This window comes from Microbacterium terrae, assembly GCF_017831975.1.
GTDB lineage: Bacteria > Actinomycetota > Actinomycetes > Actinomycetales > Microbacteriaceae > Microbacterium > Microbacterium terrae.
Genome location: NZ_JAFDSS010000001.1, coordinates 2,550,957 through 2,570,401, shown reverse-complemented (window position 1 = coordinate 2,570,401; position 19,445 = coordinate 2,550,957). Strand labels below are relative to the sequence as shown.

The 19,445-nt window shown below is 71.3% G+C and carries 18 protein-coding genes; 6 read left to right on the top strand and 12 right to left on the bottom strand.

Going from position 1 to position 19,445, the window contains the following annotated elements:
- Positions 1-34 precede the first annotated feature (34 nt).
- From JOD63_RS18250 to JOD63_RS11795, 3 genes are all read right to left on the bottom strand, one after another.
- Positions 35-751 (bottom strand): DUF1684 domain-containing protein, encoded by a 717-nt coding sequence (locus tag JOD63_RS18250; RefSeq protein WP_045275920.1) that lies wholly within the window; start codon positions 749-751, stop codon positions 35-37.
- 214 nt (positions 752-965) lie between these two features.
- A complete protein-coding gene (locus tag JOD63_RS11800) occupies positions 966-2,498 on the bottom strand; it encodes a CoA-acylating methylmalonate-semialdehyde dehydrogenase (protein ID WP_045275921.1) in 1,533 nt (510 codons plus the stop codon).
- 161 nt (positions 2,499-2,659) lie between these two features.
- Positions 2,660-3,157, bottom strand: a complete 498-nt coding sequence (locus tag JOD63_RS11795; protein ID WP_045275922.1) for a hypothetical protein — start codon at positions 3,155-3,157, stop codon at positions 2,660-2,662.
- Between the two features lie 204 nt (positions 3,158-3,361).
- On the opposite strand from JOD63_RS11795, the gene JOD63_RS11790 reads away from it, so the two are divergent.
- Positions 3,362-4,585 (top strand): sensor histidine kinase, encoded by a 1,224-nt coding sequence (locus tag JOD63_RS11790; protein ID WP_045275923.1) that lies wholly within the window; start codon positions 3,362-3,364, stop codon positions 4,583-4,585.
- Between the two features lie 89 nt (positions 4,586-4,674).
- Positions 4,675-5,274, top strand: coding sequence for a response regulator transcription factor (locus JOD63_RS11785; RefSeq protein ID WP_045275974.1), 600 nt, complete (start codon positions 4,675-4,677; stop codon positions 5,272-5,274).
- Between the two features lie 44 nt (positions 5,275-5,318).
- On the opposite strand, the gene JOD63_RS11780 is transcribed toward JOD63_RS11785, so the two are convergent.
- From JOD63_RS11780 to JOD63_RS11745, 8 genes are all read right to left on the bottom strand, one after another.
- Positions 5,319-6,632 (bottom strand): aspartate aminotransferase family protein, encoded by a 1,314-nt coding sequence (locus tag JOD63_RS11780; protein WP_045275924.1) that lies wholly within the window; start codon positions 6,630-6,632, stop codon positions 5,319-5,321.
- Positions 6,633-6,770: 138 nt separating this feature from the next.
- The gene (locus tag JOD63_RS11775; protein WP_045275925.1) at positions 6,771-7,946 is read right to left on the bottom strand and encodes an ABC transporter substrate-binding protein; all 1,176 of its coding nucleotides are present in this window, start codon (positions 7,944-7,946) and stop codon (positions 6,771-6,773) included.
- Positions 7,947-8,001: 55 nt separating this feature from the next.
- Entirely contained in the window at positions 8,002-8,847 is an 846-nt protein-coding gene (locus JOD63_RS11770; protein WP_045275926.1) for an ABC transporter permease, read from the bottom strand.
- On the bottom strand, positions 8,844-9,674 hold the full coding sequence (locus JOD63_RS11765; protein WP_045275927.1) for an ABC transporter ATP-binding protein: 831 nt from the start codon (positions 9,672-9,674) through the stop codon (positions 8,844-8,846). Before JOD63_RS11765 ends, JOD63_RS11770 begins: the two co-directional genes overlap by 4 nt.
- Positions 9,671-10,540: an ABC transporter permease gene (locus JOD63_RS11760; RefSeq protein ID WP_045275975.1), complete on the bottom strand. Its 870-nt coding sequence runs from the start codon at positions 10,538-10,540 to the stop codon at positions 9,671-9,673. Before JOD63_RS11760 ends, JOD63_RS11765 begins: the two co-directional genes overlap by 4 nt.
- A gap of 77 nt (positions 10,541-10,617) precedes the next feature.
- Positions 10,618-11,637 carry a TIGR03842 family LLM class F420-dependent oxidoreductase gene (locus JOD63_RS11755; RefSeq protein ID WP_045275928.1) on the bottom strand — a complete coding sequence of 340 codons (1,020 nt, stop codon included), beginning with the start codon at positions 11,635-11,637 and terminating at the stop codon, positions 10,618-10,620.
- Between the two features lie 106 nt (positions 11,638-11,743).
- Complete coding sequence (gene hydA, locus JOD63_RS11750) at positions 11,744-13,177, bottom strand: dihydropyrimidinase (RefSeq protein ID WP_045275929.1); 1,434 nt, start codon at positions 13,175-13,177, stop codon at positions 11,744-11,746.
- 115 nt (positions 13,178-13,292) lie between these two features.
- Positions 13,293-14,141, bottom strand: a complete 849-nt coding sequence (locus JOD63_RS11745) for a nitrilase-related carbon-nitrogen hydrolase (RefSeq protein WP_045275930.1) — start codon at positions 14,139-14,141, stop codon at positions 13,293-13,295.
- A 249-nt stretch (positions 14,142-14,390) separates the two neighbouring features.
- Here JOD63_RS11745 and JOD63_RS11740 point away from each other — a divergent pair, with 249 nt between their 5' ends.
- Entirely contained in the window at positions 14,391-15,557 is a 1,167-nt protein-coding gene (locus JOD63_RS11740) for a sensor histidine kinase (protein WP_045275931.1), read from the top strand.
- A complete protein-coding gene (locus JOD63_RS11735) occupies positions 15,554-16,216 on the top strand; it encodes a response regulator (protein ID WP_045275932.1) in 663 nt (220 codons plus the stop codon). Before JOD63_RS11740 ends, JOD63_RS11735 begins: the two co-directional genes overlap by 4 nt.
- Before the next feature lie 41 nt (positions 16,217-16,257).
- Here the strand turns inward: JOD63_RS11735 and JOD63_RS11730 are convergent, their stop codons facing one another.
- Positions 16,258-16,947: a hemerythrin domain-containing protein gene (locus JOD63_RS11730; RefSeq protein WP_045275976.1), complete on the bottom strand. Its 690-nt coding sequence runs from the start codon at positions 16,945-16,947 to the stop codon at positions 16,258-16,260.
- Positions 16,948-17,082: 135 nt separating this feature from the next.
- On the opposite strand from JOD63_RS11730, the gene JOD63_RS11725 reads away from it, so the two are divergent.
- On the top strand, positions 17,083-17,892 hold the full coding sequence (locus tag JOD63_RS11725) for an ABC transporter ATP-binding protein (protein ID WP_045275933.1): 810 nt from the start codon (positions 17,083-17,085) through the stop codon (positions 17,890-17,892).
- Positions 17,893-18,023: 131 nt separating this feature from the next.
- Positions 18,024-19,406, top strand: a complete 1,383-nt coding sequence (locus JOD63_RS11720; RefSeq protein WP_084613550.1) for an ABC transporter permease — start codon at positions 18,024-18,026, stop codon at positions 19,404-19,406.
- The last annotated feature ends 39 nt before the right edge of the window (positions 19,407-19,445 follow it).

Sequence of the window (19,445 nt, the reverse complement as noted above, 5' to 3'; positions counted from 1 at the left end):
AGCCGGGCGTGCGGGAGCGGGCTCGTGCGGCGGATCAGTCGCGGATCGCGCGCTTCTCGCCCGCGGTGACGGCGGCAGCGAGGCGGTTCTCCGGCGGCGGCAGCGGGCAGACATACTGGTCGCTGAACGCGCACGGCGGGAGGTACGCGTCGTTGAAGTCGACGGTGACCGCACCGTCGACGGTCGGCGCCGCGATCGGCAGGAACCGGAATCGGTACGCACCGTCGGCGGCGGATGCGTCGGCGATGACGGCGCTGAAACCCTCGCCGTCGGCTGACACGGTGAGATGCACCGGCTCGCCCGCGACGGTGAGCTCGATCGAGCCGGTCGCCGCGACCGTGCGCTCATGTCCGTCGACGCTCAGGATGGTCTCCTGCGCCCCGTCCTCGGCGGCGACGAAGCGGCCGGCGATCGCCCACGCGTCGTCGCGCGGATACGCCTCGATGCCGCGCAGAGCGAGGCGGTCGGGATTCTCGGGGTCGTAGACCCGCAGCGCCAGCGACCCCGTGCGGGCGAAGGCCTTCAGAAGGAGGTCGGCCTCGCGCACGCCGGTGAACGGCTCGAGGTCGACGGTGCCCGTCTCGGGGAGGCCGCGGCCGTGCACCCGGCCGTCCTCGGCCCACCATTCGCCCGGCGCACCGTCGACGGCGCGCGGGGTGGCGTCGAGCCAGTGCGTGTGGCGGAGGGCCGCGGTGCCGTGGGGTGCGGAGACGGCATCCCAGCGGACGGTCGAGGTGGGGGCGGTGGTCACCGTTTCACGCTACCCCGGCGCGGCAGCGCCCCGGCCCGTCCGCGTCATCGGCCGACATCCGTGCGGGCGGCGTGCGCCGCGCGCGTGGTCGATGGGCCGGTCCTCTTCCCCCGCGAGCGGGTGCTTCCGCTCCGAGCGGGCATGAGAATCACGTGCGGATCGTGCCTGTTCGGGGTCGAAGTGCCCGCTCGCGGGATGTGGAGCGGCGCGCACCTCAGGTGTGCTGCGGGAAGCCCAGGTTGATCCCGCCGTGCGAGGGGTCGAGCCAGCGCGAGGTGACGGCCTTCTCGGCGGTGAAGAACTCGAAGCCGTGCGGGCCGTAGGCCTTGGCGTCGCCGAACAGCGAAGCCTTCCAGCCGCCGAACGAGTGGTACGCGACCGGGACGGGGATCGGCACGTTGATGCCGATCATGCCGACCTGCACCTCGTTCTGGAACCGCCGGGCCGCGCCGCCGTCGTTGGTGAAGATCGCGGTGCCGTTGCCGAAGGCGCCGGAGTTGATGAGGTCGAGCCCCTCCTCGTAGCCCTCGATGCGCACGACGGAGAGCACCGGTCCGAAGATCTCGTCGCGGTAGGCGGCCGAGGTGGTCGGCACCCTGTCGATGAGGGTGGGGCCGACCCAGAACCCGTTCGGGTCGCCGTCGACCTCGATCCCGCGGCCGTCGACGACGACGGATGCCCCGTCTTCGGCGGCGACGTCGACGTAGGAGGCGACCTTGTCGCGGTGCGCGCCGGTGATGAGCGGCCCCATGTCGCACCCGCGCGTCCCGTCGCCGGTGCGCAGGCGCCCCATGCGGTCGGAGATCTTGTCGATCAGCGCGTCGGCGACCGTGTCGACCGCGAGCACGACCGAGATCGCCATGCAGCGCTCGCCGGCCGAGCCGAACCCGGCGTTGACCGCCGCGTCGGCGGCGAGGTCGAGGTCGGCGTCGGGCAGCACGAGCATGTGGTTCTTCGCGCCGCCGAGCGCCTGTACGCGCTTGCCGTTGCGGGTGCCGGTCTCGTACACGTAGCGCGCGATCGGGGTGGATCCCACGAACGAGATCGCCTTCACCTCAGGGTGCTCGAGGAGCCCGTCGACCGCCACCTTGTCGCCGTGCACCACGTTGAGCACACCATCGGGGAGGCCTGCCTCGGTGAGGGCAGCGGCCATCCAGTTCGCCGCGCTCGGGTCCTTCTCCGACGGCTTGAGGATCACGGCGTTGCCGGCGGCGAGCGCGACCGAGAAGAACCACATCGGCACCATGGCCGGGAAGTTGAACGGGCTGATGATGCCCACCACGCCGAGCGGCTGGCGCAGCGTGTAGACGTCGATGCCGGTCGACACGTTCTCGCTGTACGCGCCTTTGGTGAGGTGACCGAGGCCGCACGCGAACTCCACCACCTCGAGGCCGCGGGCGATCTCGCCCAGGGCGTCGGAGAGAACCTTGCCGTGCTCGCTCGTGAGGATCGCCGCCAGCTCGTCCTTTCGGGCGTTCACGATCTCGCGGAATGCGAACATCACCTGCTGGCGCTTGGCGATGCTCGCGGAGCGCCACGCGGCCGCCGCATCCGTCGCCACGTCCACGGCGTGATCCACGTCGGCCGCCGTCGCGAAGCGCACCTGGCGCTGCACGACTCCCCGAGCCGGGTCGAACACGTCGCCGGTGCGATCGGACTCGCCCGCCCAGGGGCGTCCTCCCACCCAGTGCTCGACGATCGCGGTGGCGGATGGTGTCGTCCGCTCAAGGGTCGTGGTGTCGGTCATCGTCGTCCTCTCCATCGAGTGCCCCTCGTGGGGGTTCGGTACCAGTCTGCGCCCCCGACGCCCGCACGCAACCCCCGAGGCATCCTCGCCCTTCTGCCCCTTCCCCCTCCGCGGGAAGGGAAAGGGGCAGGAAGAACCGCGAGTGCGGGACGGATGCCGCGTCAGCGGGTGAGGTTCACGCCGAGGGTCGCGAGGATCGCGAACACGACGCCCCACAGGATGATCGAGATGGTCTGCCAGAAGATGACGAGGTTGCGGTTCGCGCCGAACGACACCATCGCGGCCGAGGTGATCTGGCTCGGGAGGATCGTCTGACCGAGCAGGCTCACCCCGGCGACCCCGTAGCGGTCGAAGGCGCGGCGCAGCTTCTGGCGCCGCGGCGTCTCCTCGGGCTCGCGATCGTCGACGGCGACCCCGCCGCTGCGTCCGGCGACGACGCGGGTGCGCACGCCGTGGGCGCTCATCACGAACGCGAGCATCGAGATCACGTTGCCGATGACGGCGGCCGCGACAGCGACGACCGGCGGGAGGCCGATGACGACGCCGATGAGCGATCCGAAGTACGACTCGACGAAGGGGATGGCCGAGACGAGCATGACGCCCACCCACTGCATCCAGGTCGGGAAGTCGGAGACGAAGTCCTGCAGTGCCTCGATCATGGTGTGTTCCTCTCGTGTTGCTCTCGTGCGTTTCACGTGCTCCCGGCGGACGCCGGATGTCGTGGAGGGGACGGATGCCGCCCCCGGCGATGACTCCATCCTTCGAGGTGTGCGAGCCCGGCGGCAGTGTCGCGGCATCACGTCTTCGCGGGCGGTTCCTCACGCCGCGGCGATGACATTTGTCACTGGTCTACTGTCGAAGCCATGCCCACAGAGAGCTCGCGGAGCGTCCGCCACACGTGGCTGTACACGCTGGGCTCGATCGTCTTCTTCATCGGATTCTTCGGCGCATTCGTTGCGCTCCTGATGCTCGAGTCGCTCGGCGAGGCGCCCGGCGCGCTCATCACGGTGATCATCGTGCTGCAGCTGGTCGCGACGGGTGTGCAGGTGCGCTGGTGCTGGTTCCTCCGGTCGGGACTGGCGGGCGGCCTTCCCGCCCCGGGGTGGACTGCCGGTCTCGTCGCCCCCGCGCTCGCCGTCTGGGTGCTGGCTCTCTTCGATCCGGCGACGGGCTTCACCGGTGCCGCGGCGCTGTGGGCGGCGACGTGCCTCGTCGCATGTCTCGTATCGCGCCGCTTGCGCTGGTGGGTCGTCGCTGCCGGTGCTGCCGTGCTGGTCGCCCACGCGTGGCTGACCGCGGCGATCGCGGGGGGCCCGTTCGCGTTCGCGTCCGACGCCGGCGCGTGGCCGACGCTGATCTATGCGGCCCTGCTGCCGTTCATGCTGATCTCGTGCGTGTGGTGGTGGCAGATCGTGGTCGAACTCGACCGGCACCGCCGCACTGCCGCCCAACTGGCGGTCGCCCAGGAGCGGCTGCGGTTCGCCTCCGACCTGCACGACATCCAGGGGCACCACCTGCAGGTGATCTCGCTCAAGTCCGAGCTCGCGGAGCGGCTGCTCGAACGTGATCCGGATGCCGCGCGCGAGAACATCCACGAGGTGCGGGTCATCGCGAAGCAGGCGCTCGAGGAGACCCGGTCGCTGGTGGCCGGCTACCGCCGGGTGTCGCTCGACGACGAGCTCGAGAACGCCCGCGAGGTGCTGACCGCCTCGGGCGCGGCCTGCGCGCTCAGCATCGCCGCGCTCCCCACCGATGCCGCCGTCCGCAGCGCCCTCGCGTCGGTCGTGCGCGAGGCCACGACCAACATCCTCCGCCACAGTGAGGCGCAGGCGGTGTCGATCGCGCTGGCGGAGCGCGCGGGCGACTGGGTCCTCGAGATCGAGAACGACGGAGCCCATCCCGCCGGTGACGCGGCTGCTGCCGGTGACGCCGCTGCTGCCGGGTCGGGGCTCGCCGGGCTGCGCGACCGGCTCGCCGCAGTCGGCGGCACGGTGGTGGCGGATGCCGCCGGACACCGCTTCTCGGTGCGGGCCACGGTGCCCGCCCGCGCAGCGGCAGCATCCGTCGACGCGGAGATGACGGCGTGAGCGCCGGGGGCGACGCGGGCAGCGCGGGTCCCGGGGGCCGCACGGGCGGCACGGGGGTCGCCGCCGCCGGCGAGACCGAGGCGCGTCGCATCCGTCTCCTCGTCGCCGATGACGAGCACCTGATCCGCGGCGCGCTCGTCGCACTCCTCGGCCTCGAGCCCGACATCGAGGTCGTCGCGACGGCGGAGAACGGCCGGATCGCGATCGAGCAGGCAGCGGAGCACCTGCCCGACGTATGCCTGCTCGACCTCGAGATGCCCGAGGCCGATGGGCTCGAGGCCGCCGCTCGCATCCTCGCCGCCCACTCGACCCGCGTCGTCATCGTCACCCGCCATGCGCGCCCCGGGGTGCTGCGGCGTGCGCTCGCGTCGAAGGTGTCGGGTTTCGTGCCCAAGTCCACGCCCGCGGAGGAGCTCGCCGACGTCATCCGCACCGTGGCGGCCGGCAAGCGCTACGTCGACCCCGAGATCGCGGCCACCGCGCTGAGCGCCGAGCGCTGCCCGCTCACAGAGCGCGAGCTCGACGTGGTGCGCCACAGTCGATCGACCCTCAGCGTGCAGCAGATCGCCGATCGGCTGCATCTGGCTCCCGGGACCGTGCGCAACTACCTCTCGTCGGCGATGACGAAGCTCGACGCGGCGTCACGCCATGAGGCCGCCGAGCGCGCCTGGGAGCAGGGCTGGATCTAGCACTCCGCCCGCGTCCTCGCCGGCAGGGGAGGGGCGGAGGGGCGTCAGGATGCCTCGACGGCGGTGATGGCGGCGTCGTACGCCGCGACCGCCTCGGCCACCTGATCGCCGGTCACGACGCACGGCGGCACCACGTGGATGCGGTTGTCGGCGACGAAGGGCACGACGCCGCGGGCGACGATCTCCTTCTTGAGCGCGGCGATCCCGGCTGCAGGCAGGGGAGCGCGGGTGGCGGGGTCGGCGACGAACTCCATCGCCCAGAACACGCCTTCGCCTCGCACCTCGCCGATGAGCGGATGCCGCGCCGCGAGGTCGTGCAGCGCCGGGCCGATCGCCTCGGCGCCGATGCGACGGGCGTTCTCGACGATGCCCTCGCCGTCCATCGCGTCGATGGAGGCGATGATGGATGCCGCCGCCAGCGGATGCCCCGAGTAGGTGAGGCCGCCCGGGAAGACGCGCTCGTCGAACGTCGCGGCGATCTCGTCGGAGATGATCACGCCCCCGACCGGCACGTAGCCCGAGTTCACGCCCTTGGCGAAGGTGATGAGGTCGGGCACGACGTCGTAGCCCTCGAAGGCGAACCACCGGCCCGAGCGGCCGAAGCCCGCCATCACCTCGTCGAGGATGAGCACGATGCCGTACTCGTCGGCGAGTGCGCGGACGCCGGCGAGGTAGCCGGGCGGGGGGAGCAGGATGCCGGCGGTGCCGGGGATCGTCTCGAGCAGGATGGCCGCGATCGTCTGCGGCCCCTCGGACTGGACCACCCGGCGCAGGTGCTGGAGCGCACGCTCGGACTCCTGCTCGGGCGTCGTCGCCCAGAATTCGCTGCGGTACAGGTACGGGCCGAAGAAGTGGGCGTGGCCGTGCGCGAACTGGTTCGGCATCCGCCGCCAGTCGCCGGTCGCCATGATGGCGGCGCCCGTGTTGCCGTGGTACGAGCGGTAGGTCGACAGCACCGTCTCGCGACCGGTGTGCAGCCTCGCCATGCGGATCGCGTTCTCGTTCGCGTCGGCGCCGCCGTTGGTGAAGAACACCTTCGAGAAGCCTGCCGGGGCCTTCGCCACGATGCGGGCGGCGGCCTCGCCGCGCCGGAGGTTCGCCGTCGCCGGGCCGATGGTGGCGAGCGCTGAGGCCTGCTCGCGGATCGCGTCGACGACGGCGGGATGCTGGTGCCCGATGTTCACGTTGACGAGCTGGCTCGAGAAGTCGAGCATCCTGGTGCCGGCGTGATCCCACACGACGGCGCCCGAGCCGCCGGCGACGACGGGCAGGTCGAGGCCGGCCTGCGCCGACCAGGAGTGGAAGACGTGGGCGCGGTCGAGTCGCTTCGCGCGGGCGTCGAGATCTTCTTCGGTCATGGCGACACGTTCCCCGTTCTGGGCCGGCGGGTCAAGGGCGTTCCGTCTCGTCGCTGCGCTCCTCTCCCAACGACCGGGGAGCGAATGACCCCCCGGTCGTTGAGCAAGCGAAGCGAGACGAAACGCCCCCGACCGCTCCTACTGGCCGCCCTCGGTGAGGGTGACCTCGATGGGCGTGTACTCGCCGCCGACCTCGACGCCCTCGTCCGAGAGCTCGTCGAGCGCCTGCTGCATGTACTCGTTGGAGTAGGCCGACTCGGCGGGCTCGGTGGTGATGAGCTCGAGGCCATCCTGGTTCACCGCCGAAAGCGCACCGGCGACCGTCTTGTCCCAGGCTGCGGAGTCGACGAGACCGAAGTCGGCGCCGGTCCAGATGAGCTTGTTGACCTCGTTCATCTGCCACAGCTGGTGGGTCGGGCCGACCGGGTAGGCGAGCTCGGCGGTGGAGGCGATGTCGAAGACGATCCCGGCGGCCTCCTCGGGGTTGTCGCGCGCGAAGACCCACCCCTTGGTGACGGCCTTGAGGAACCGCACCGCGGCGTCGGCGTAGGCCGGGTCGGAGAGGCGCTCGGTGTCGGCCCAGATGGCGTCCTGCAGCATGGCGCCCTCGGTGTCTTCGTAGCTCACGACGTCGAAGTCCTCGGGCTGGTACAGCTCACCGGTGTCGGGGTTCACCACCTCGAGGATCTGCGCCCACTCGTTGTACGTCATGGCCTGGGCGGCGTCGACGTCGCGGTCGAGCAGGGCGTTCATGTCGAAGCCCTGTGTCGTGATCGACACCGAGCTCGCGTCGAGGCCGTCCGCGGCCATGGCCGCGAAGATCTCCCACTCGTTGCCGAAGCCCCACGAGCCGATGCGCTTGCCCTCGAAGTCGGCGACCGACTCGATGCCGTCGCCGGCCCACGACACCTGCAGGGTGCCCGACTTCTGGAACACCTGCGAGATGTCGGTCAGCTCGACGCCCGAGGCCTCGAGCGAGCCGAGCACCTTCGGCACCCAGGCGACGGCGAAGTCGGCGTCGCCCGCGATGAGGGCGTCCTGGGGCACGATGTCGCCGCCCGAGGGGATGATGTCGACGGTGTCGAAACCCTCCTCCTCGAAGTAGCCCTGGTCGAGAGCGACGTAGTAGCCGGCGAACTGCGCCTGGGGCAGCCACTGCAGCTGGAGTGAGATCTCGGTGAGCGGTTCGAAGTCCTCCGCGTCGCCCGAGGACGACGTGTCGGGCGTCGATCCGCCTGTGCACGCGGCGAGCGCGAGTGCCGAAACAGCGGCGATGGATGCTGCGGCGAGGCCGCGCTGGGTGCTGTGTCTCATGCTGGTCCTTTCGGGTCGGTGGTGCAGGTGTTGCGATGCCGGTCACGAGCGGCGCTCAGGAGCCGGCGTCTCCTCTCGTCACCAGGCGCTCGAGCAGCGAGGTGACCAGGAAGAAGGCGAGGCCGATGAGGATGCCGCCGAACACGTAGGCCCACGCGAGGTCGGCGCGTCCCGACTTGGCGTACGTGGCGATCGCGGTGCCGATGCCGTCGGCCGGACCGCCGAAGTACTCGGCGACGAGCGCGGCGATGACCGCGAGCGATGAGGCGATGCGCAGGCCCGTCATCAGGTACGGGAGCGCGGTCGGGAGCGTGAGGTGGCGGAAGGTCTGACCGCTCGTGGCCGCCGATGCCCGCAGCACGTCGCGATGCACGGCGCGGGTCTGACGGAGCCCGCGCAGCACGTTCACGAACACCGGGATGAACGCGGCGATCGTCGCAACCGCCTGGCGGCCGAACTGGCTTGAGGCGCCGAACATCGTGTTGAAGATCGGCGTGAGGGCGACGATCGGGATGACGGCGAGCGCCGCGATGAGGGGAGCGAGCATGCCGTCGATCGGGCGTGCGGCCGCTGCCAGGCCTGCGAGAAGCACCGCGATGATCGAGCCCGCGATGAGGCCGATCAGGGCGTTCGTCCCCGTGACCAGCATGTCCTCCCAGATGATGTCCCACCGCAGCACGAACTCCTCGGCGATCGCGGCCGGGCTCGGGAGCATGCGCGGCGCCGCCCCCGACGCGACGTACGCGCTCCACAGCACTGCGATGACGGCGCCCACCACGATCGGGGCCACGAACCGCAGCCAGGACGGGAGAGCACGTGACGTGCCCCCCGCCCCGCGCTGACCACGCGCCCCGCGCGAGAGCCGCGGGGCCGCGGCATCCGTCGTCGCCTGCGCCGTCATCGTTCGTTCGCCCTCTCGAGCCGCGTGCCGTGCAGCGCCTCGCGCACCGCGGTCACGCGCTCGTAGTACTCGGGCGCCTCGCGCAGCTCCTCGCCGCGGGACGCGCCGAGGGCGGTCTCGATGACCTCGGTGATGCGTCCGGGCCGGGGGCTCATCACGACGACCCGGTCCGAGAGGAAGACCGCCTCGGGGATCGAGTGGGTGACGAACACGACCGCGGCGCCCGTCTCGGCAGCGATGCGCGAGAGCTCGGACTGCAGGTGCTCGCGCGTCATCTCGTCGAGGGCTCCGAAGGGCTCGTCCATGAGGAGGAGTCGCGGGCTCGTTGCGAGGGCGCGGGCGATCGCCACGCGCTGCTGCATCCCGCCCGAGAGCTGGTCGGGGTAGTGGCCGATGAACTCCGTCAGGCCCACGAGCTCTGCGAGCTCGGCGACGCGAGCCGCTCGGGCGGTCTTGCCGATGCCGTTGAGTTCGAGGGGGAGCGAGATGTTCGCCGCGACCGTGCGCCAGGGGAGAAGACCCGCCTGCTGGAAGGCGATGCCGTAGTCCTGGTCGAGCCGCGCTCGCCGCGCCGGCTTGCCGAAGATCTCGAGTGCGCCGGAGGATGCCTCGTCGAGGTCGGCGATGAGGCGCAGGAGCGTCGACTTGCCGCATCCTGAGGGGCCGATGAGAGATACGAACTCCCCGGCCGCGACCTCGAGGTCGACTCCGGTCAGCGCGACGACCTCGCCGGACTTCGTCGGGAAGACCTTGCCGACCTCGGCGACCCGCACCGCGGCCGCGGCCGCCGTGCCGTCGTGCGATGCCTGTGGCTGTCCAGCGCTCATGCGGTGGCCTCTCCTCTGCGGTAGTTCTTGAGCCAGAGTCCGAGCAGGGCCACGGAGCCGGCGGCGATGAGTCCGAGCACGATGGCGCCGAACGTCGGGCCCCAGGGCGCGGCCGGGTCGCTCGATGCCTGCCCGGCGAGCTGGATGAGCATGCGGCCGATGCCGCCGCGCATGCCGATCGACACCTCGGCGACGACCGCGCCGAGCACGGCGTTGGCCGCGGCGAGGCGCAGCGCCGGCAGCAGGTACGGCACCGCGGCGGGAAGCCGCAGCCGCAGGAGCGTCGGCCAGTAGCCGGCGGCGTAGGTGTGCATCAGGTCGATGTGGATGCGGTCGGGGGCGTCGAGCCCGCGGAGCACGCCGATCGCCACGGGGAAGAAGGCGAGGTACGACGCGATCACAGCCACCGACAGCCACTGCGGCCAGGGGGTGCCGCCCCGGTCGATCTGGTTGCCGATGGCGTTGACCACCGGGGCGAACGCGATGAGCGGCACGATCTGGCTCACCACGACCCAGGGCAGCAGGCCCCACTCGACGAGCCGCCAGCGCTGCATCGCGAGTCCGAGGAGTGCGCCGACGATGACGCCGATCAGCCAGCCGACGGCCGCGATGCCGAGAGTCACGAGCGCCGCCTGCGCGACGGTCACCCAGAGCGCGGGGGTGTCGCCGCCGCTGGTCGGCTCGAACAGGCGCGCGACCATGTCCCACACGTGCGGCATCGCGCGGTCGTGGGTGCGGGGGAGGATGATCACGCCCGATCCGGCTTCTCCCTCGACCGCCCAGATCACCACGCCCTCGGCGGGACCGAGGAACTTGTAGAGCTCCCAGATGACGATCACCGCGACGACGCCGATCACACCCCACATCGCCGCGAACAGGCCGCGGGTGTCACGGTCGGGGCGACGGATGCCGCTGGGCGGCGCGTCTGCGGGGGGAGCCGTCGTCACGACTTCGCCGTGACGTGGGTCTGCAGCGCCGGGATGACGGTCTCGCCGTAGACCCGCATCGTCTCCTCCTTGTTGTCGTGCTGGAGGTATCCGGCGAACTGGGTCACCCCCAGCGCGCGCAGCTGCTCGAGCTTGGCGATGTGCTCGTCGGCGGTGCCGAGGATGCAGAAGCGCTCCACGATCTCGTCGGGCACGAAGTCGACGTGGTCGTTGCCGCTCTTGCCGTGCGTGTTGTAGTCGTAGCCGGTGCGCCGCTCGATGTAGTCGGTCAGCGCCTCGGGCACGCCTTCGCCGTGGTGGCCGTACTTGGCGACGATGTCGGCGACGTGGTTGCCGACCATGCCGCCGAACCACCGGCACTGCTCGCGCATGTGCTCCCGGTCGTCGCCGATGTACATCGGCGCGGCCACGCAGAACTGCAGCGACTCGGGGTCGCGCCCGGCGGCGGCTGCGGCATCCTTCACCGTCTTGATCATCCACGCGGCGATGTCGACGTCGGCGAGCTGCAGGATGAACCCGTCGCCCACCTCGCCCGTGAGCGCGAGCGCGAGCGGGCCGTACGCGGCGACCCACACCTCGAGCTCCGAGCCGCGGCTCCACGGGAATTGCAGGGTCGCGCCGTGGTACTCGACGGCGCGCGAGTTGCCGAGCTCGCGGATCACATGGATCGACTCGCGCAGCTCGCGCATCGTCACCGGCTTGCCGTTGGTGACGCGCACGGCCGAGTCGCCGCGGCCGATGCCGCACACGGTGCGGTTGCCGTACATCTCGTTGAGGGTGGCGAAGACGGATGCCGTGACCGTCCAGTCCCGCGTTGCGGGGTTCGTCACGAACGGCCCCACCATGACCCGCTTGGTCTCGGCGAGGATCGCCGAGTGGATCACGTAGGGCTCCTGCCAGAGCAGGTGCGAGTCGAAGGTCCACACGTGGCTGAAGCCGTGCGCCTCGGCGAGCTTCGCCAGCTGCACGGTGCGCGCCGCGGGCGGATTGGTCTGGAGGACGACTCCGAAGTCCATGGTTGCTCCTAGGTTTGCGACGTTTCGTCTCGTCGCTTCGCTCCTCGCTCAACGACCGGGGTGTGCCGCCCCTCGGTCGTCGAGCGAGCGAAGCGAGACGAAACGGTCAGATGAGGTACTGGCTGAGGCCGCGTCTCAGGAACCGCCCGTCGCCCTTCGCGCCGAGGTACACGCCGCCGTCGACGACGACCTTGCCGCGCGAGATCACGGTGTCGACGTGGCCGTCGATCTCGTAGCCCTCCCAGGCGGAGTGGTCCATGTTCATATGGTGGGTCGCCGCCGAGATGGTGGTGTGCCCGTTCGGGTCGTAGACGACCACGTCGCCGTCGGCGCCGGGCTGGATCACGCCCTTGCGCCCGTACAGCCCGAACATGCGCGCCGGGGTGGTGGAGGTGAGCTCGACCCACCGCTCGAGCGTGATCTTGCCGGTGACGACGCCCTGGTACATGAGGTCCATGCGGTGCTCGACCGAGCCGATGCCGTTCGGGATGCTGCGGAAGTCGTCCTTCCCGAGCTCCTTCTGCCCCTTCATGCAGAAGGGGCAGTGGTCGGTCGAGACCATCTGGATGTCGTTGGTGCGCAGCGCCTGCCACATGTGGTGCTGGTGGCCGTCGCCCTTGCTCCGCAGCGGCGTGGAGCACACCCACTTGGCGCCCTCGAACTGGCCCCACTCCTCGCTGAATGCGCCGAGCTGCTCCTCGAGCGAGAGGTACAGGTACTGCGGGCAGGTCTCGCCGAAGACGTTCCAGCCCTGGTCGCGGGCCCAGGCGATCTGGTCGACGGCCTGCTTCGCACTCACGTGCACCGTGTACAGCGGGGCGCCGGTGAGGTTCGCCAGCATGATGGCGCGGTGCGTGGCCTCCTCCTCCATCTGCCAGGCGCGGGCGATGCCGTGGTAGTACGGCGCCTTCTTGCCGGCTTCGGCCAGCTGTGCGGCGAGCACGTCGATCGCGGGGCCGTTCTCGGCGTGCATCATCGTGAGGAGGCCGGTCTCGGCCGACACCTGCATCGCCTTCAGCACCTGCGCGTCGTCGGAGTAGAAGACGCCGGGGTAGGCCATGAACAGCTTGAAGCTCGAGATGCCCTCGTCGAGCAGGCCCCGCATCGCCGACAGCGAGTCGTCGTCGACGCCGCCGATGATCTGGTGGAACCCGTAGTCGATGGCGCAGTTGCCTGCGGCCTTCTCGTGCCAGGCGGCCAGGCCGTCCTGCACGCGCTCGCCGTAGCGCTGCACCGCGAAGTCGATGATGCTCGTCGTGCCGCCCCACGCGGCGGCGCGCGTGCCGGTCTCGAACGTGTCCGACGCGTTGGTGCCGCCGAACGGCAGCTCCATGTGGGTGTGGGCGTCGATGCCGCCGGGGATGACGTACTTGCCGGTGGCGTCGATCACGGTGTCGACGGATGCCGCGAGGTCGGTGCCGAGCAGCGTCGAACCGGGTGCGAGCACCGCGACGATGGTCTCGCCGTCGATGAGCACATCGGCTTCGCCGCGCCCGGTGGCCGAGACGACGGTTCCGCCGGTGATGAGTGTGGTGGTCATGATTCTCCGTTCCCCGGTCGTTGAGCGAGGGAGCGAAGCGACCGAGACGAAACGTCGACGCCGGTGGCGCGTTTCGACTCGCTGCGCTCGCTCAACGACCGATACCAGTCATTCGTCAGGGCTTCGCGATCTTCGTGTACGAGTCGGGGCGGCGGTCGCGGTAGAACTGCCAGTCGTCGCGCATCTCGAGCACCATGTTCATGTCGAGGTCGCGCACCAGGAGCTCCTCGTGCTCGCCCGAGCCGCGCTCCCCGACGAAGTTGCCGCGTGGATCGATCACCTGGCTGGTGCCGTAGAAGTCCACCGCGAGGTCGCCGTACTCGTTGTCCTCCCGGCCGACCCGGTTCGGCTGCAGCACGAAGTATCCGTTCGCGACCGCTGCCGCGGGGCCTTCGACCTCCCACAGCCGGTTCGACAGGCCGGGCTTGGTGGCGTTCGGGTTGAAGACGATGTGCGCGTCGTTCAGGCCCAGCTCGCGCCACCCCTCGGGGAAGTGGCGGTCGTAGCAGATGTACATGCCGACGCGACCGACCGCCGTCTCGAAGACCGGATAGCCGAGGTTGCCCGGACGGAAGTAGAACTTCTCCCAGAACCGGTCGAGGTGCGGCAGGTGGTGCTTGCGGTACTTGCCGAGCACGGTGCCGTCGGCGTCGACGAGCACCGACGTGTTGTAGTAGACCCCGGTCTCGGCCTCTTCGTAGATGGGCAGCACGGTGACCACGCCGAGCTCCTTCGCGAGGGCGGCGAAGCGCTGCACGATGGGGCCGTCGGCCTGCTCGGCGAAGCGGTAGTACTTCTTGTCCTGCGTGATCCCGAAGTACGGGCCGTAGAAGAGCTCCTGGAAGCACACGACCTGCGCGCCCTGGGCGGCGGCATCCCGCGCGAACCCCTCGTGCTTGTCGAGCATCGACGCCTTGTCGCCCGTCCAGGTGGTCTGCGAGATGGCCGCGCGTACCGTCGTCATCGTGTCTCCGTCCGTATCGACTTGATCCCTCGGGTGAGGACCTCCGGGGTGGCGTCGATGGGAGCGGCCCCGTGGACCGATCCTGGCGACTTCACGTTTCCCGTCGGTTTCCGCCTGTGACGCGACAGTAAAGCCTCCGGGCGGATGCCGCAATGGTTGCCCGGCAGACCATAGGACCGGTCGCGAGGATGACCGCGGATACATCGCGGGACGGATGCCGCGGCCCGATCGCTCCCGTAGCGTGAGAGCGTGACCCGCCCGCTGAAGCCCCACCAGCTCGTCCTCGACGTGATGCTGGCCGGGCTCTTCGGGCTCGTCGCGCTGTGGTCGGAGCTCGGCAACGGCTGGACCGACGCGGTCGCCCCCGTCGCGAGCGCGCTCACGTGCCTGCTCATGGCGGGCGCGCTCGCGGTGCGCCGCCTCTCGCCCGCCGTGGCGCTCGGGATCGCGTGGGCCGGCGCGATCGTGCAGATGTCGTTCGGGCGCCCGCCGATCGTCGCCGACTTCGCGATCTTCGGAGTGCTGTACGCCACCGCGGCGTACGGCACGCGGATCGTCTTCTGGGCGGGCCTGGCCTCGAGCCTCGTCGGCTCCGTCGTGATCACGGGGTACCTGTTCCTCCTCCCCGAGTTCGCGGGCGGACGGCTGACGCTCGCGACGCTGCCGCTCGCGGCGGCGACGCTCATCGCGGCCGCCTTCGCCCTCGGGCTGTCGTGGACGGTGGGCGCGCTGGTGCGGACGGCGACGCGGGCCCGCGAGAGCCGCCGGGCGGCCCTCGTCGCCGAGGCTGACGCGTCGGCGGAGCAGGAGCGGGTGCGGATCGCCCGCGACATGCACGACGTGGTGGCCCACTCGCTCGCGGTGGTGATCGCCCAGGCCGACGGGGCGCGCTATGCGGCGGCATCCGATCCCGCTGTCGCCACCGAGGCGCTCGGCACCATCTCGACCACTGCCCGCGCCGCCCTCGCCGACGTGCGGCTGCTGCTCACCCAGCTGCGCCACAGCCAGGGCGACGGGCCGCAGCCGACGCTCGCCGACCTCGAGGAGCTCTACGCGCAGGTGCGCGCGGCGGGGGTCGTGCTGCGCGTCGACGTCGACCCTGCACCGCCCGGCGAGCCGCCCGCGGCGGTGCAGCTCGCCGTGTTCCGCATCCTGCAGGAAGCGCTGACCAACGCGCTGCGCCACGGGGCGGAGGGCGGTGCCGTCGACGTCAGGCTCGCCTGGCTCGCCGACCGTGTCGACGTGTCGGTCCGGAATCCTGTCGATGCGGCAGCGCCGTCTGCTGAGCCGTCGCGCGGGCACGGCCTCATCGGCATGCGCGAGCGCGCACAGCTCGCCGGCGGACGCATCGAGGCGGGTGCGGCCGCGGGCGAGTTCGTGGTGACGGCATCGATCCCGGTCGGCGGCGCGCGATGAGCGGGCGGGGCGAGGCGAAGCGCATCCGGGTGGCGCTGGTCGACGACCAGGGCCTCTTCCGCGCGGGCATCCGCATGCTCGTCGACTCCCAGCCCGACCTCGAGGTCGTGGCCGAGGCGTCCGACGGCCGTGAAGCGCTCGACGTGGTGCGCGCCAGCCGCCCCGACGTGGTGCTGATGGACATCCGGATGCCGGTGATGGACGGCCTCGCGGCGACCGCGGAGCTGCTCGCCGATCCTGACCCGCCGCGCATCGTGATGCTGACCACGTTCGACCTCGACGAGGCTGCGGCGCGCGCCATCCGTCAGGGGGCGAGCGGGTTCCTCCTGAAGGACGCCGACCCCGAGTTCCTGCTCGCGGCCATCCGCACCGTGCACTCCGGATCGGCCGTCATCGCGGCATCCGCCACCCGCGATCTGTTCGCCCATTTCGCCGATGCCGCGCCTCGTGCCGTGCCCGCGGCGTACGGCGAGCTGACCGAGCGCGAGCGGGAGATCTTCGCCCTCGCGGCGCGCGGGCTCTCCAACGCCGAGATCGCCGGCCGGGAGTTCCTCTCCGAGGCCACGGTGAAGACGCACATCAGCCGCATCCTCACCAAGCTGGGCCTGCGCGACCGGGTGCAGCTCGTCGTGTTCGCCTTCGAGCACGGCCTCGCCTGACCGGGTCCTGTCTCGACGGGGCGGGCGGGGTCGGATGCTGGTCAGGCGCGCTCGAGCGCGGCCCGATGCGCCGCGTACCTGCGGCGGCCGATCAGCGCCCACGCCCAGCGACCGGGAGCCGGCATGTGCTTGTGCAGCCACTCGTCGCCGCCGTCGGGCTGCGAGGCGAGGATCTCGCCGAGCTGCTGCCAGGTCTGCCCCTTCGGCACCGACGTGCGGCCGTGCTCGGCGAACCAGTCGGTCTCGGCCGTGGTGATCGTGTACTCCATGACCGGCACGATGTTGGCCTCCTCGTCGGGGAGGTGCACGGCGATGGCCGCGTTCACGCCGTCGAGTGCGGCGAGCACGGGTGCGGCATGAGTCGCCGTCGCCGATGCCCGCCAGGCCGGGAGCGCCTCGTCGAGCGCGGTGAGGTGCACGGCGAGCTCGGAATGCTGGGCCTTCATCCGCTCGACGTGCCCGGCGCAGGTCGGCGCCCGCTCCTCGAGCGCCGACCACAGCCGCTCGTCCTCGCCCCCGTGGTGCGCGTGGAGCCCGATCGACATCGTCTCGAGCTGCGTCGACACCGCCGCCGCATGATCGAGATCGCCTTCGGCCACCCGGCGGACGAGGCTCGGTCCCTCACCGAATCCGCGACGGAACAGCCGGTGGATCTCGATCATCCCGCTCGCGTCGCAGGTCTTCGGCCCGGTGGGGACGTCGCCGCTCGGGGGCAGGGGCGTGGCGGGCATGATGCTCCTCTCGACAGCGTCTGCGTGGACCATAGCCCCGCCGGCACGTGAGCGGTAGGGATCATCCTTGCGATGTACGCGGATGAGTCCCCGGGCCGACGCGGCGGCCCCACCGCGGTTCGTAGCGTCGGAGGCATGGAGATCACATCGACCGACCTCGGCCTCGCGGCCCGGGTGCAGCAGCTGACCAAGACCTTCGGCGCCGGCGCAGGCGTCGTGCGCGCGCTCGACGCCGTGAGCATCGGCATCCGCCGCGGTGAGTTCACCGCGATCATGGGTCCGTCGGGCTCGGGCAAGTCCACGCTCATGCACATCATGGCGGGCCTCGACGCGCCGACCTCGGGGCGCGCGTGGATCGGCGACACCGACATCACCGAGCTGTCCGACCTCGAGCTCACGATCCTGCGCCGCCGGCGGGTGGGGTTCGTGTTCCAGGCGTTCAACCTCGTGCCGACGCTCGACGCGATCGGAAACATCCTGCTGCCCTTCGACCTCGACGGGCGCCGGCCGAGCGCGCTCGAGCGGGCGCGGATCGACGGGCTCGTCGAGACGCTCGGGCTCGGCGGGCGTCTGAACCATCGACCGCACCAGCTCTCGGGCGGGCAGCAGCAGCGCGTCGCGATCGCCCGCGCCCTGGCGACCGCCCCCGACCTGGTGTTCGCCGACGAGCCGACCGGCAACCTCGACTCGCGGTCGGGTCGCGAGGTGCTCTCGCTGCTGGCAGCGGCGAGCCGCGACCACGGCCAGTCGATCGCGATGGTCACCCACGATCCCGTGGCGGCCAGCCACGCCGATCGCGTCGTGTTCCTCGGCGACGGCCGGATCGTCGCCGACAAGCCCCGTCAGAGCGCCGAGGAGATCTCGGCGTACATGCTCGCCTCCGAGCTCGGTGCGGCCGCGTCCGCGACGGCCGCGTCGGCGACGGCTGCGGCGGTGGCGTCGTGAGCGCGGGAGTCGTCGACGGCGGGATGCCGCGGGCTTCGGTGTCCGCCGGCGATGCCACGGGCGGGAGGCCCTCGTCCGGTGACGCCGCCTCGGCTCGCTTCGCCCGGTTCGCCTGGCTCCGCGACCGCGGCATGGGCGCGAGCATCCTCGTCGCCGCGATCTCGACGGCGTTCGGAGCGGTGCTGCTGACGGCGACCGGCTACATCGCCGCGATCGTCGCCGCGGATCCGTTCATCGGCGGCGGCGACACCGTGGCGATCGTGCTGGCGATCCTCACCGTGCTGCTCGTGGGTGTGGCGGTGTACGTCGCGGCCGTCGTCACCGCGAACACCTTCGCGACGGTCGTCGCCGGTCGCACCCGGCGCATCGCGCTCCTGCGCCTCATCGGCGCGTCGGCACGCTCGCAGCGTGAGGAGATCGGCCGTCAGGGACTCGTCGTCGGAGTCATCGGCGCGACGCTCGGGCTGCTCGGCGGCATCGTGCTCGCCGCGGCCGGAATGGCGGTCGCCGAGGCGGTGCTGGGCATCGCCGACGTCGAATACGCGGTCGTGCAGCCGGTGCTCGTCGTGCCGGCCGTCGTCGTCGCCCTCACGACGTGGATGGCTGCCTGGGCGGGCTCGCGACGCGTGCTCACCGTGACGCCGCTGCAGGCGCTCGGGGGATCGGTCGAGGTCTCCGCCTCCGACGCCGCACGCCGCCCGGCGCGCAACGTCGCCGCGATCGCACTGTTCGTGACCGGCGCGGCCCTTCTCGCCGCGGGTATCGCGTTCGGGCTCGTGAGTCCGTTCGGCGTCGCCGTCGCCTTCGTCGGCGGGCTCCTCTCATTCACCGGGCTCGCCCTCGGCGCCGCTCTCGTGATGCCGCCGGTGCTGCGCCTGGTCGGGCGGGCCTTCGGCCGGTCGGCCACCGCACGGCTCGCCGCGGAGAACGCGATGCGCCACCCGGAGCGCTCGAGCCGCATGGCGATCGGCGTCGTGATCGGCGTCACCCTGGTGACGATGTTCGCCGTCGCCCTCGAAACGGTGAAGTCGGTCATCACCGCCTCGTCGGGCGGCGAGATCGCCCCGCAGCTCGAGACGCTCCTCGACACGTTCGCCGGAATCATGATGGGACTGGTCGCCGTGTCGGCGCTCATCGCCGCGGTCGGCCTCGTGAACCTGCTCACGCTCGGCGTGGTGCAGCGTCGGCGCGAGCTCGGCCTGCTGCGTGCGCTGGGCGTGTCGACCGCGCAGGTGCGCGGGATGGTGCTGCTCGAGGCCGCGCACATCACGATCACCGCGGTCGTCACCGGCCTTGTGCTCGGCACCGCCTACGGCTGGGCCGGTGCGCAGTCGCTCCTCGGATCGGTGCCGATGCCGCCGGCCTGGACGTCGCCGACCCTCGTGCTTCCGGCGGTGCCGTGGCTGCCCGTCGCGATCATCGTCGTCGCGACCGCGGTGCTGACGCTCGTCGCCGCGGTGGTCCCCACCAGACTCGCGACACGGGTCGCGCCCGTCGAGGCGCTCGCCGAGTAGCGGTCACAGACGGCGGGTTCGGGTCCCGCCCCCGGGGTG

Bases quoted from the DNA above. Each gene is read 5' to 3' on its own strand.
- JOD63_RS11800 (WP_045275921.1), bottom strand. From the start codon at position 2,498: ATGACCGACACCACGACCCTTGAGCGGACGACACCATCCGCCACCGCG.
- JOD63_RS11795 (WP_045275922.1), bottom strand. From the start codon at position 3,157: ATGATCGAGGCACTGCAGGACTTCGTCTCCGACTTCCCGACCTGGATG.
- JOD63_RS11790 (WP_045275923.1), top strand. From the start codon at position 3,362: ATGCCCACAGAGAGCTCGCGGAGCGTCCGCCACACGTGGCTGTACACG.
- JOD63_RS11780 (WP_045275924.1), bottom strand. From the start codon at position 6,632: ATGACCGAAGAAGATCTCGACGCCCGCGCGAAGCGACTCGACCGCGCC.
- JOD63_RS11775 (WP_045275925.1), bottom strand. From the start codon at position 7,946: ATGAGACACAGCACCCAGCGCGGCCTCGCCGCAGCATCCATCGCCGCT.
- JOD63_RS11770 (WP_045275926.1), bottom strand. From the start codon at position 8,847: ATGACGGCGCAGGCGACGACGGATGCCGCGGCCCCGCGGCTCTCGCGC.
- JOD63_RS11765 (WP_045275927.1), bottom strand. From the start codon at position 9,674: ATGAGCGCTGGACAGCCACAGGCATCGCACGACGGCACGGCGGCCGCG.
- JOD63_RS11760 (WP_045275975.1), bottom strand. From the start codon at position 10,540: ATGTGGGGTGTGATCGGCGTCGTCGCGGTGATCGTCATCTGGGAGCTC.
- JOD63_RS11755 (WP_045275928.1), bottom strand. From the start codon at position 11,637: ATGGACTTCGGAGTCGTCCTCCAGACCAATCCGCCCGCGGCGCGCACC.
- hydA (WP_045275929.1), bottom strand. From the start codon at position 13,177: ATGACCACCACACTCATCACCGGCGGAACCGTCGTCTCGGCCACCGGG.
- JOD63_RS11745 (WP_045275930.1), bottom strand. From the start codon at position 14,141: ATGACGACGGTACGCGCGGCCATCTCGCAGACCACCTGGACGGGCGAC.
- JOD63_RS11735 (WP_045275932.1), top strand. From the start codon at position 15,554: ATGAGCGGGCGGGGCGAGGCGAAGCGCATCCGGGTGGCGCTGGTCGAC.
- JOD63_RS11730 (WP_045275976.1), bottom strand. From the start codon at position 16,947: ATGCCCGCCACGCCCCTGCCCCCGAGCGGCGACGTCCCCACCGGGCCG.
- JOD63_RS11725 (WP_045275933.1), top strand. From the start codon at position 17,083: ATGGAGATCACATCGACCGACCTCGGCCTCGCGGCCCGGGTGCAGCAG.
- JOD63_RS11720 (WP_084613550.1), top strand. From the start codon at position 18,024: ATGGGCGCGAGCATCCTCGTCGCCGCGATCTCGACGGCGTTCGGAGCG.